This window comes from Tateyamaria sp. LSS28 (genome assembly GCF_059611725.1).
The window spans coordinates 500,839-512,923 of the sequence record NZ_JCAPFI010000003.1; the positions used below are offsets into that span (position 1 = coordinate 500,839).

At 59.5% G+C, this 12,085-nt stretch carries 12 protein-coding genes; 1 reads left to right on the forward strand and 11 read right to left on the reverse strand.

Translation table 11 applies throughout. The annotated features are described in order from the left end of the window. Positions 1-14 precede the first annotated feature (14 nt). The 5 genes from AC53L6_RS11090 to AC53L6_RS11110 form a co-directional block, all read right to left on the reverse strand. On the reverse strand, positions 15-869 hold the full coding sequence (locus AC53L6_RS11090; protein WP_496907876.1) for a hydroxymethylglutaryl-CoA lyase: 855 nt from the start codon (positions 867-869) through the stop codon (positions 15-17). After that, positions 870-1,535 carry a glutathione S-transferase family protein gene (locus tag AC53L6_RS11095; RefSeq protein ID WP_496907877.1) on the reverse strand — a complete coding sequence of 222 codons (666 nt, stop codon included), beginning with the start codon at positions 1,533-1,535 and terminating at the stop codon, positions 870-872. It abuts the gene before it with no gap. Beyond that, positions 1,532-3,466 carry an acetyl/propionyl/methylcrotonyl-CoA carboxylase subunit alpha gene (locus AC53L6_RS11100; RefSeq protein ID WP_496907878.1) on the reverse strand — a complete coding sequence of 645 codons (1,935 nt, stop codon included), beginning with the start codon at positions 3,464-3,466 and terminating at the stop codon, positions 1,532-1,534. Before AC53L6_RS11100 ends, AC53L6_RS11095 begins: the two co-directional genes overlap by 4 nt. Before the next feature lie 87 nt (positions 3,467-3,553). Then, the gene (locus AC53L6_RS11105) at positions 3,554-3,784 is read right to left on the reverse strand and encodes a hypothetical protein (RefSeq protein ID WP_496907879.1); all 231 of its coding nucleotides are present in this window, start codon (positions 3,782-3,784) and stop codon (positions 3,554-3,556) included. A 62-nt stretch (positions 3,785-3,846) separates the two neighbouring features. Next, entirely contained in the window at positions 3,847-5,451 is a 1,605-nt protein-coding gene (locus AC53L6_RS11110) for a carboxyl transferase domain-containing protein (RefSeq protein ID WP_496907880.1), read from the reverse strand. Between the two features lie 137 nt (positions 5,452-5,588). Here AC53L6_RS11110 and AC53L6_RS11115 point away from each other — a divergent pair, with 137 nt between their 5' ends. Further along, a complete protein-coding gene (locus AC53L6_RS11115) occupies positions 5,589-6,194 on the forward strand; it encodes an OmpW/AlkL family protein (RefSeq protein WP_496907881.1) in 606 nt (201 codons plus the stop codon). Between the two features lie 14 nt (positions 6,195-6,208). Here the strand turns inward: AC53L6_RS11115 and AC53L6_RS11120 are convergent, their stop codons facing one another. The 6 genes from AC53L6_RS11120 to AC53L6_RS11145 all read right to left on the reverse strand — a co-directional run bounded on the left by AC53L6_RS11120 (position 6,209) and on the right by AC53L6_RS11145 (position 12,013). Then, positions 6,209-7,675 (reverse strand): AMP-binding protein, encoded by a 1,467-nt coding sequence (locus tag AC53L6_RS11120; RefSeq protein WP_496907882.1) that lies wholly within the window; start codon positions 7,673-7,675, stop codon positions 6,209-6,211. Further along, entirely contained in the window at positions 7,672-7,947 is a 276-nt protein-coding gene (locus AC53L6_RS11125) for a hypothetical protein (RefSeq protein ID WP_496907883.1), read from the reverse strand. The genes AC53L6_RS11120 and AC53L6_RS11125 overlap by 4 nt, the downstream gene beginning before the upstream one ends. Continuing rightward, positions 7,947-9,110, reverse strand: a complete 1,164-nt coding sequence (locus AC53L6_RS11130) for an isovaleryl-CoA dehydrogenase (RefSeq protein ID WP_496907884.1) — start codon at positions 9,108-9,110, stop codon at positions 7,947-7,949. The genes AC53L6_RS11125 and AC53L6_RS11130 overlap by 1 nt, the downstream gene beginning before the upstream one ends. A gap of 79 nt (positions 9,111-9,189) precedes the next feature. Further along, positions 9,190-9,912: an EF-hand domain-containing protein gene (locus AC53L6_RS11135; RefSeq protein ID WP_496907885.1), complete on the reverse strand. Its 723-nt coding sequence runs from the start codon at positions 9,910-9,912 to the stop codon at positions 9,190-9,192. Positions 9,913-10,067: 155 nt separating this feature from the next. Continuing rightward, positions 10,068-11,267: a DegT/DnrJ/EryC1/StrS family aminotransferase gene (locus AC53L6_RS11140; protein WP_496907886.1), complete on the reverse strand. Its 1,200-nt coding sequence runs from the start codon at positions 11,265-11,267 to the stop codon at positions 10,068-10,070. Positions 11,268-11,347: 80 nt separating this feature from the next. Continuing rightward, a complete protein-coding gene (locus AC53L6_RS11145) occupies positions 11,348-12,013 on the reverse strand; it encodes an HAD-IA family hydrolase (RefSeq protein ID WP_299744089.1) in 666 nt (221 codons plus the stop codon). Between the last annotated feature and the right edge of the window lie 72 nt (positions 12,014-12,085).

Sequence of the window (12,085 nt, forward strand, 5' to 3'; positions counted from 1 at the left end):
TTCTGTTCCTTGCCTTACGCTGTATTGCGCATGCTGCGCGCCAACTCGGCAGCTTCTTCGATCAGCGATTGATCAAGCTCGGTCTCGTATCCCAGACGTTTCAAATGCGCCGCCACCGCTTCGGTCGCAACATTGCCCGCCGCCCCCGGCGCATAGGGGCATCCGCCCAAACCACCGACGGCGGCGTCAAAGACCCGAACACCCAGCGCAAGAGATGCGTCGATGTTGTCGAGCGCCCGTCCATTGGTGTCGTGAAAATGCCCCGCGAGGCGGCCCACTGGCACCACGTCACGCACGGCAAGCAGCATGCGCGCGACCGCGTCCGGCGTGCCCTGCCCAATGGTGTCCCCCAGACTGATTTCATAGCAGCCCATGGCGAACAGGCGGTCCGCGACGCGCGCTACTGCCTCGGGGTCAACCGCGCCGTCGTAGGGGCACTCCACCACGCAAGAAACATAGCCCCGCACGGGCAGATCGACGGCGCGCGCGGCATCGATGACGGGGGCAAACCGATCCAGTGACTCGTCGATACTGGCGTTTATGTTGGCGCGCGAAAACCCTTCGCTGGCCGAGCCAAACACCGCAATTTCATCCGCTCCAGCGGTTCGCGCGTCGTCAAAACCGCGCATGTTCGGGGTCAAGGCGGCATAGCGGATACCGGGTGCACGGGTAATACCCGCCAGAACCTGGGCGCTGCCCGCCATCTGCGGCACCCATTTGGGGCTGACAAAGCTCGCGCACTCGATCCGCCGAAAGCCTGCTGCGCTCAGTTTGTCGATAAGGGCGATCTTGTCTGCAACGGGGATCTCTCCAGCCTCGTTCTGCAGACCGTCGCGCGGTCCAACTTCGTAGATTTCAACCGCGTCCATTTATGCCTCCCAAGCAGGATAGAAGTCTTGATCATAGAGCCGGTCGGACACATCCGGCAAACTTGCCTGAAATGCCGGGCGTTCGGTGATCCGCTCAAACCAGCGCGCCAAGGCTGGATGATCATCAAAGGTGCGGAAGTACCGCGCCATATAGACAGCCTGCCCAACGGAAACATCCGCAGCAGAGAAACCTGACGTTAGCAGATAATCGCGTTCAGCGGACGGGTCGGACAAGCGCGCCTCGATCGCGTCATAACATTTTCCCAGACGCGCCGCCTCAAGCTTCATCACGGTCGGGCTGCGCATGTTGTCATCATAGAGAACAACATGTTGCTGCGTCAGCGCAGCCGCGTGCTGGCTGACGGTTTCCGCGAAGTGCACCCAGACCAACCAATCCATGCGCTCAGGCGTGCCGGGGCGGCGGCCAAGCCCATCGGGGCTGAAACGCTCGCACAGATACTGCGTGATGGCGCCGGTTTCGAACATGCGGTGACCGTCAATCTCAAGCGCGGGGACCCGACCAGCGGGGCTGAGGTTCAAGAACTCCGGGGCGCGCAACGACTTGTCGAACGGGTGCACGTGGACCCGAAAGTCCACATCCAATTCGTGCAGCAACCACAGCGACCGCATGGATCGGGTTTGGGGGCAGTGATGCAGCGTGATCACGCCTGATCCTCCAACCGCACCAGCGCAGCGCCCGCGACCACCTGATCGCCTGCGGACGCCAACACCTCCGCCACCGTTCCATCGCGCGCCGCCAGTAGGACGTGCTCCATCTTCATCGCCTCAAGAATGGCGAGCCTGTCGCCTTCGGCGACAACCGCCCCTGGTGCAGCGAACACCGCCTTGACCAGACCGGGCATCGGTGCCTCAACCACATTGCCGTCACCCGCCGCTGTGGCGTTCACATTCAAAGGATCGACAATTTGGAACGCAATTCCATAGCCGTCAAAGACCGTGGCGATACCATCGGCAACGTGCATATCCGGAGCGAGTTGACCACCGATCGTCCATTGTCCCTGCCGTCGCTCGGCTAACACATCGGTTCCATCAAGATGCCAGCGCTGCGTGTCCTGATCCAGAACCTCGACACGGCACTCCAATACGTCGTCGCCATACATCAGCGGTACTGAGCGTCGCAGTGGCTGCCAGAGAGTGAACCCGGCGTTGGAGACAACGCCATCCAGACCGGACACAGCCATCGCAGCCGCAATGGCGTGCCTTGGCTGAACCTCTGATAGCGTGGTCAAGACATCAATGTCGCGCGCAATCAGGCCGGTATCTACCTCGCCAGCCGCAAAGCCCTCGTGCCCCGCCAGCGCGCCAAGGAAAGCAAGGTTGGTCACCGTGCCCGCGACCTGTGTCTTTGCCAGTGCCTGCGACAAGCGTTTCAGCGCAATATCACGCGTCGGCCCGTGCACGATGACCTTGGCGATCATCGGATCGTAATGCGGGCTGATCTCATCCCCTGCACGCACGCCGCTGTCAGCGCGTGCCGCGTCCGGGAAACTCAGATGCGTCAGTATCCCGGTTGCGGGCAGGAACCCGGCCGGTACATCCTCGGCATAGAGCCGCGCCTCGAACGCATGACCCGAAATCGCCAGATCATCTTGTGTGGCAGGCAAAGGCTCCCCCGCCGCGACGCGCAATTGCCATTCGACCAGATCGACGCCGGTGATCGCCTCGGTCACCGGGTGCTCGACTTGCAGGCGCGTGTTCATTTCCATGAAAAAGAAGCCGTCGGAGCGCAGCGGGCCGGAGCCATCAACGATGAACTCAACCGTCCCTGCCCCCTTGTAACCGATGGCTTCCGCTGCCCGCACGGCAGCAGCCCCCATCGTCGCCCGCATCTCGTCTGTCATGCCGGGCGCTGGCGCCTCTTCAATGACCTTCTGGTGACGGCGCTGCAGCGAACAGTCGCGTTCAAAGAGATGCAGAGCGTTCGTACCGTCGCCAAAGACCTGCACTTCGATATGGCGGGGGTGCGTTACGAATTTTTCGACCAGCACATCCGGGTTGCCAAAGGCAGTCTGCGCCTCGCTTCGGGCGCTGGCGAGCGCGTCTGCAAAGTCGGCTGCACGTTCCACGAGGCGCATACCTTTGCCACCGCCACCTGCAACGGCCTTGATCAGAACGGGATAACCCATCTTGCCCGCCTCGGCCGCCAAAAGGTCATCGGACTGATCCGCGCCGTGATAGCCTGGCACAACAGGTACGCCCGCTTCGACCATCAGGGCCTTGGCCGCGTCCTTGAGCCCCATGGCCCGGATCGCTTGCGCCGATGGCCCGATAAAGGTCAGGCCCGCCGCCTCAACCGCTTCCACGAAATCCGGGTTTTCAGACAGAAAGCCATAGCCGGGATGGATAGCTTGCGCACCAGTTTCTAACGCAGCTTGAATAATCACGTCGCCTTTCAGGTAACTATCAGCAGGCGCTGCACCGCCGATGGACGCGGCTATGTCGGCCATTTGCACATGTTTGGCCGATGCGTCGGCTTCAGAATACACCGCCACACAACGCACGCCCATGGCTTGAGCCGTTTTGATAACGCGGCACGCAATCTCGCCCCGGTTTGCTATGAGTATTGTATTAAACATCCGGCGAGTCCTGACAGCTTAGTAGAAGAAGTTTGCGAGGTGAGTGCCGTCGTTCTGTGAAGCCAGCGGTGTTGTCAGCACGGCGCGTCATTGCTCAGTCACCTCCTCGATCCATAGACCGCGCAAGCCCGCCGTGGCCGCACTCCAATCAAGGCGAACGGCCCCATATCGTGGGCAAGGTTGGCCTGTAAGGCAGTCTCGGTCGCTGATCGGCTTGCCATCCGTTGTATTGCGACCCAGCTCCAGAATTGTGGTGCGCGCGTCGTTGAGAGCCACTTTCATTCCGACGACCGGATCTCCTTCTACATGCGTCAGCATGAATCCGGCACCTTTTTGGGGAATGTCAAAAACATGTTCTACTTGACCTCGGAAACGCTTCATCACATCCGGAACACGCCAAAGCGTGTGTCCTCAATCGGTGCATTCAGGGCAGCGGACAGACTGAGGTGCAAAACGTCCCGCGCCTTGCGGGGATCGATCACGCCGTCATCCCAAAGGCGCGCAGAGGCGTAGAGCGGATGCGACTGCTCTTCGAACATATCTATGGTGGGCTGTTTGAACGCGGCCTCTTCCTCGGCTGACCACGTGCCCCCGCCCCGCTCGATCCCGTCCCGTTTCACAGTGGCCAGCACACCCGCGGCTTGTGCGCCGCCCATGACGGATATGCGCGCGTTCGGCCATGACCACAGGAACCTTGGGGAATAGGCGCGCCCGGCCATGCCGTAATTGCCCGCGCCAAAGGATCCACCGACAAGCATCGTCACCTTCGGCACAGACGTGGTTGCCACAGCCGTCACCATCTTGGCCCCGTGGCGCGCGATCCCTTCATTTTCGTATTTCTGGCCAACCATAAAGCCAGTGATATTCTGCAGAAACACCAGGGGGATTTTGCGCTGCGAACACAGTTCGACAAAATGCGCGCCCTTCTGAGCCGCTTCGGAAAACAGCACACCGTTGTTGGCGATGATGCCGACGGGCACGCCCTTGATATGGGCAAAACCACAGACCAGCGTTTCGCCAAACCGCGCCTTGAACGGATCGAAGCGTGAACCGTCAACGACACGGGCAATCACCTCGTGAATGTCATAAGGTGTGCGCAGGTCGGCAGGCACGACACCAAGGATTTCCTCGGGGTCATAAGCAGGTTCCTCAACACTTTGCAGCGTGACGGTGGTCGGCTTGCGCAGGTTGAGGTTGCCAACGCTTCTACGCGCCAAAGCCAGTGCGTGCGCATCATCCTCGGCCAGATAGTCGGCCACACCAGAGAGACGCGTGTGTACGTCGCCGCCGCCAAGGTCTTCGGCGCTTACGACCTCGCCTGTGGCGGCCTTGACCAGTGGCGGCCCGGCCAGAAAGATCGTGCCCTGCTCCTTTACGATGATTGTCACGTCGGACATGGCAGGGACATAGGCGCCACCCGCCGTGCATGACCCCATGACGACCGCAATCTGGGGAATGCCCTTTGCGCTCATCTGCGCCTGGTTGAAGAAGATGCGCCCGAAATGGTCACGATCCGGGAAAACCTCGTCCTGATTGGGGAGGTTCGCACCACCGCTGTCGACCAGATAGATGCAGGGCAGATGGTTCTGTTCCGCGATCTCCTGCGCGCGCAGGTGCTTTTTGACGGTCATGGGGTAGTAGGTGCCGCCCTTCACGGTGGCATCGTTGCACACCACCATGACCTCGTGCCCCATGACGCGCCCCACACCTGCAATCACCCCGGCACAGGGTGCCGCGCCGTCATAGAGCCCGTGCGCGGCAGTCGCCCCAACCTCAAGGAAAGGCGAACCGGGGTCCAACAGGTTTGCCACACGATCACGCGGCAACATCTTGCCGCGACTGATGTGCCGGTCGCGTGACCGTTCGCCGCCGCCTTGCACCGCCGCGTGCGCCGCCTCTTCAACAACGCGCAAAGCGTCCAGATGCGCCGCGCGGTTGGAACGAAAATCGTCGGACCCGGTTAGGACCGAAGAGGTCAGGCGCATGGCATAACTCCGTATGTAGAGAGATTTGCGGACGGAATGTCGCAACCGAATTGTGACTGCGATTGATCTGGATCATCGCGAGAAATTGCTGATTGGGCAAAAGATACGCAGGAACTCAAAAACAGGTGAAAAAAGAGATGAAACACACCAGTAGATTCGTAATCGCCGCCTGCGCAGTGCTGGCTCTTGCCGGTGGCGCAGCCGCTCAATCGAAAGGAGACTGGACCCTTGGTGTCGGTCTGGGTGGGGTTTTCCCCGACTCTGACAATGGGACCGTTGCCTCTCAAACTGCAGATGTCGATGATGGCTATGCGCTGACCATTACCGGTGAATACTTCTTTGCCGACAACTGGGGCATCGAACTTTTGGCCGCAACCCAATTTAAACACGACGTATCCTTGTCCACCTCGGGCGATATCGGGTCGGTCAAACACCTGCCTCCGACCTTGTCGGTCAACTATCACTTCCCCACTGATACCGCCTGGAAACCCTATCTGGGCATCGGTGTGAACTACACCACCTTCTCGGACGAATCCTCGCGTCTTGGCGACCTCGAGCTGGATGACAGCTGGGGTGTGGCTGTGCAGGCCGGTGTCGACTATGCGATCAGCGATCGCGACGCCTTCCGAGCCAACATCCGTTGGATCGACATCGACAGTGATGTGACCCTGAACGGTGCAAACGTCGGCACCGCCGAGATTGATCCGATCGTTCTGAACTTTGCCTACGTGCGGCGCTTCTAAGGCCAAGGCGCGCATCAGTCCTGCACCTCGCGGATTGCACGCGCCTTGAGTTCTTTGCGAATAACCTTGCCTGTGACGGTCATGGGCAAGGCATCCAAAAATTCGATTTCCCTTGGGTATGAATAGTTTGCGAGCCTCTCTTTCACGAAGGCTTGCAGAGAATTCGCGTTAGGCTGCCTACCCGGTTTTGGCACAACATAGGCTTTGACGATCTCGGTTCTCAATGCGTCGGGCTTGCCCACGACTCCAACAGTGGCGACGTCCGGATGCGTCAACAGGCAGTCTTCAATCTCGGCCGGTCCAATACGATAACCTCCCGACGTGATGACATCATCGTCGCGTCCAACAAAGCGGATATCGGGTCCGTCTTGTTGACCACGATCCCCGGTCAGCATCCACTCGCCTCGAAACTTGTCTGCCGTCGCCTCCGGGCGCTGCCAATACTCAAGCATCATTGAGGGAGCACCGCGCCTGACCGCTATATCGCCCTCACCTTCCGCTATGTTGCCATCTTCATCGATGATCGCCACGTCAAAGCCGGGCACCGGGCGGCCCATGCATCCCGGCTTGGTCTCATACTGTGCAGCGCAGGATGTCACCACCATGTTGCATTCCGTCTGGCCATAAAACTCGTTGATCGTGACACCCAGTGCGTCCCTACCCCAGGCCAGCATTTCCGTGCCCAACGGTTCGCCGCCACTGGCAACCGACCGCAATCCGCCAATCCGAGCGCCCTCAGCCTTCAACATACGCAGAGCCGTTGGGGGAAAAAACACATTTCGTACAGATGCTTGTTCGATTGTCTTCAGGCAACCTTCCACGGTGAACTTTGGCATGCGTGCGGCGACAACGGGCACGCCCAAGGCAAGCCCCGGCATCAACACATCAAAGAGGCCACCAATCCAGGCCCAGTCCGCTGGTGTCCACAAACAATCGCCCGCCCGGCCCAGCTCATCATGGCTGAGCGAGACACCGGGCAAGTGGCCGTCCAGAACCCCGTGCCCATGCAGTGCGCCCTTCGGGCTGCCGGTGGTGCCGGATGTGTAGATGAGAACGGCCGGAGTTTTTGCCGTCGCAGATGCAAAAGGCACAGGATCACCCGGGATGCCTGCCTGATCGGCCTGCCAGCACGGGGCCAGCTCCCCAACCAGTGCGGCACCTTCCGGATCCGTCAAAACCAAAGAAATCGCCGCATCGCTGATACGAGACTGCAACGCGTCATGCTTGAATAACTTGAACAAAGGCACTGAAATCGCGCCAATTTTCCAGATCGCCAGATGCGCCGCAGCGCACCAAGGCGACTGTGACAACAACACGCCCACGCGATCACCCGGTCTCACTTCGGCTTGCAAAGCGCGGGCCAATCCGTCCACCATCTCGGACAAATCGGCATAGGTCACGTCGACACGATCGGTTGGCGCGAGATCAATGATTGAGACCTGTTCGTCGGGATGTTTCAGGCATTGGGCCGCCATGTTCATGCACCGTCCTCCTGATCAATCAAAGAGACACGCCCCCACCTGTCCACAGCATAAAGTGATGCACCGCAACGAACCAAAAAGACAGCGCTGTCATCCCCGGGCCACCCAACGCATTGGCTGCGATCGCCGCCATGTATTGCCACATGGGCATCGGCGACTGCCTCGATCACACCAGTCGCGTCCAGGTTCACCTGCCGCTGGCCCAGCCAGAAGCCACCGAGCGCGGCCAGAACAACCAAAGTGGCCGTTGTAATGACAACCTGGCGCGGCATCACATCATGGCCGAAACCAGCTCACGCCCCACCAGCATGCGCCTGATTTCCGATGTTCCCGCCCCGATTTCCATCAGCTTTGCGTCGCGGAAAATCCGCGCAACGGGTGCATCGTTCAGAAATCCTGCGCCACCCATGGCCTGAACGGCCTGATGCGCCTGTTTCATGGCTTCCTCGGACGCATAGAGACAGCATGCAGCCGCGTCCTGCCGCGTGACCTCGCCCCGATCACAGGCCTTGGCGACTTCGTAGACATAGGCGCGGGACGAGTTCATCGCGGCATACATGTCTGCGATCTTTCCCTGCATCAATTGGAAGTTTCCGATGGGCTGACCGAATTGCTTGCGCTCGGTGACATAGGGCATGACCTCGTCCAGACATGCCGCCATGATGCCAAGGCCAATCCCCGACAGAACAACCCGTTCATAGTCCAGGCCCGACATGAGGACGGCCACGCCGTGACCCTCTTGGCCAAGGATATTCTCGAACGGAACTTCGACATCCTCAAAGATCAACTCGCCCGTGTTCGACCCGCGCATGCCCAATTTGTCAAAGTGTGGAGGCGTCGAAAACCCGACCATACTGCGTTCGATCAGGAATGCTGTCATGCCCCGGGCACCGGCGTTCGGATCAGTCTTGGCGTAGACAACCAGCGTATCGGCGTCCGGTCCGTTGGTGATCCAATACTTCGTACCGTTCAGGATAAAGCGATCATTGCGTTTCTCGGCATGCAGTTTCATCGACACAACGTCCGAGCCAGCGCCAGCTTCCGACATGGCAAGTGCGCCGACATTTTCCCCGCTGACCAATCCGGGCAAGTACTTTGCCTTCTGCTCGGGGGTGGCATTCAGTTTGATCTGGTTCACACAAAGGTTCGAATGCGCACCGTAGCTGAGAGAGACCGAAGCGCTGGCCCGTGCGATTTCCTCGACAGCGACCGTATGGGCGAGATAGCCCATGCCCGCCCCACCGTCTTCCTCTGACACGGTAATGCCAAGTAGACCAAGCTCACCCATCTCGGGCCAAAGTTCGGGCGGAAAGCTGTTGTCCGTGTCGATCTTGGCCGCAATCGGTTTCACACGATCCTGCGCCCAACGATGGACCATATCGCGCAGCGCGCCGATCTCGTCACCCAGATCGAAAGTCATTGATGCGTGGAACATGGGTCCTCCCCCGATATTCGCCCGTAAATTGAACGCACGTTCAATAATAGCGAGGAAGGATTTCAGTGTCGAGTCCCGGTCAGTGGTCCACGAATTCCCGCAGACTCACGTGGCCATCGCCATCGGCGTCCAGAAACTCGAGGATGTCAGGGGCTTTTGCCGCGCTCTGCATCCCGATTGCCGCACGGCATTTGGCACTCACTTTGGCTTCATCCAAACGATACGCCGCTTCAAGCTCGCTCAGGGTGACAAAGCCGCTGTTGTCCGTGTCTGCATCAACGAAGTCGTTTGCTCTCTGACGTTCAAAGGAGGCTATGTATTCCTTCAGCGTCACTTCCCCGTCACCATTTGCGTCATAAAATTCCATATGCCCATCGGCCAACTTCTCGGGTGTGGCGGTCCAGCGTTCTTCCCATTGCGTGCCTTTGCACGAACGTGGAATGTCTGCCTGTGCAATTTGATGGGTCATGTCCGCCACAAGTTCTGCGCGGTCGACCACACCATCCCGATTGGTATCCAAGGAGCGAAAGTTGCCCTTGAAATCAGTTTTGGCTTCCGCTCCGGCAAGAGAGACGGCGATCAGGACAGAAGCGGTGAGAGCGGCCGGCGCACCGGCAAAGACGAATTTTCGCCACATGGGAACCTCATTGAATAAAAGATGAGGCACGGCATCTTCTGCAATCAGCCTGCGCAGGGCAGCGCTCATGGATTCGCCCCGCGCAGCCGCACGGGCTGCAAAGGCGGATTTTTCACTCAGGCTCACCCGAACTTCGAGGGTCTCAGACTTCTTCTCTGTGCGCATAGTCGATAGCTTTTGGTCAATGTCGTGCTGCTGAACATAAGCCGCACGGAATGCACCAAATGCTATCACCAACGTGCCGGGACGCACGCCAATTCGTGTCCGGACAAAGCATTTGAGCCCGCTAGAGCGGCGCCCATCCGCCTATTTATCCACGTTCAGGCCGTCATGCGATTGTTGATACGGGTGACTTCGTCCCGAATGATCCGGGCAATCAACGCGCAGTCTTCCAGGCTGAACGTCAAGGGAACACGCATATCCACGATGCCCGCCAGCACCCGGTCACTTGCCGCCATCGGTTTTGAAGGGGCATAGCGCCAGCTGTCATAGCGACTGGTGAACGCAACCGGTTCTGCTGCGCCAAACCATTTCAATTCAACACCACGTGCACCGCATCGGCTAATGACTTCGCGCACCGCGGATGCAGCCCAATCCAGCAAAAGAAACTGAATGGACGACCCAACAATCGTTTCTGCCTTGGGACGGTCAATAACGGTCAGGCCAGGCGTGTCGCGCAAACCGTCTTCAATCGCATAGTAGCGGTCGTTCCAGCGCTGACACTGTGTTGCAATATCCGCAATCTGTGGGCGCAGGATTGCTGCGCGCAGGTTGTCCATACGCCCTGAGATGTTGGGTGTGTGGTATTTGATGTCGTCGAACGCCTCTTTCGGCGGGGCGGCAAGGTGACGCTCGAACAGCATGTAGCTGCCGGACAGCATTATGGCCTTGGCCGCCAGATGCGGATCATCAGTGACCAGAAATCCGCCCTCGCCCGAATTGACGTGTTTATAGGTCTGGCAGGAATAGCAACCAATGGCCCCATGTCGCCCCGACGCTGTCCCGTTCCATGCAGCCCCCATGGTGTGGGCGCAATCCTCGACCACCGTCACGCCAGCGGCGTTGCACATGGCCATCAAGCGGTCCATATCGCAGATATGCCCGCGCATGTGACTGAGCAGCAGCACCTTCGCTTCACCCAGTTTGCCCTCGAGATCATCCAGATCGATGGTCAGGCTTTCAGTCACCCCAACAAACACAGGCACGGCACCAAGCGATGCAATCGCACCAGGCACCGGCGCGAGGGTAAAGGCATTTGACAGCACCTTGTCCCCTGCCTGCACCCCGACCGCACGCAGGGCCGTCGCCATGGCATACCCGCCCGATGCCACGGCAAGGCAGTATTGCGCGCCGACCTCGGCTGCAAACTCCTGTTCCAGCAGCGCCGTTTCCGACAACTCGCCTTCGACCGTGTTGTATCGGTGCAAGCGGCCATGCCGCATAACTGCAATCGCCGCCTCGATCCCCGCTTCGGGAATGGGCTCTTGCTGGGTGAAACTGCCGGTAAAATGCTCTGTCATGGTGGTGTTTGTGAGATGTGGCGCAGAACCCGTCAAGACATCCGGGCCTTATTTCATGTTCCGAAAGCGAACCTGCGGGATTACGCCAATGGACGCAGCGCTGTGACAACGCTGGGCAGTGCGGCGTAGTCATCCAGCAATGCTTCGGGTTCCAGGGCCGCCATATCTTCGCCAGACGGACCAAAGGTGACAAGGACCGAGGGCACACCCGCAGCGCGGGCAGTGTTCCGGTCGGTGTCACTATCACCCACCAGAATGCAGGTCTGCGGATTGATCCCAAGACGACGGGTCGCTTCGAACAACGGTTCCGGGTCAGGTTTGCGCACCGGCAGCGTATCCGCGCCGACCAGGCTGCCGAAAGCGTCCCGTACACCAAGGTCCCGCATCAATTGTTCGGCCAACCCTTCGGGTTTGTTGGTGCAGATGCCGATGGCATAGCCCTGATCGGACAAGGCCGCGATAGCTTGCATAACGCCGGGGTAAAGTGTTGTGCGGCTGCTGATGTCCCCTGCATAAGCTTCGAGGAGTATGGGGTAGTACTTGTCGATCACCGCATCATCCATCTGCTCCACACGTGTCAGGCCAGTGCGCAGCATCATCCGCCCGCCCCGCAACGCCACACCCGCATCGTCCGGCCCCAGAACATCACCCAAACCCATGTCGCGAAAACAGTGATTGGCTGCGGCCAACAGGTCCCCACTGGTGTCCGCCAATGTGCCATCGAGATCGAAAATCACTGCCGCCATGCGTCGCCCCTTCTGGCGGATGACCGCCCATTCCTGTTGCAAGCCGAAATCTTCTTTGATTGCCGCACGCTT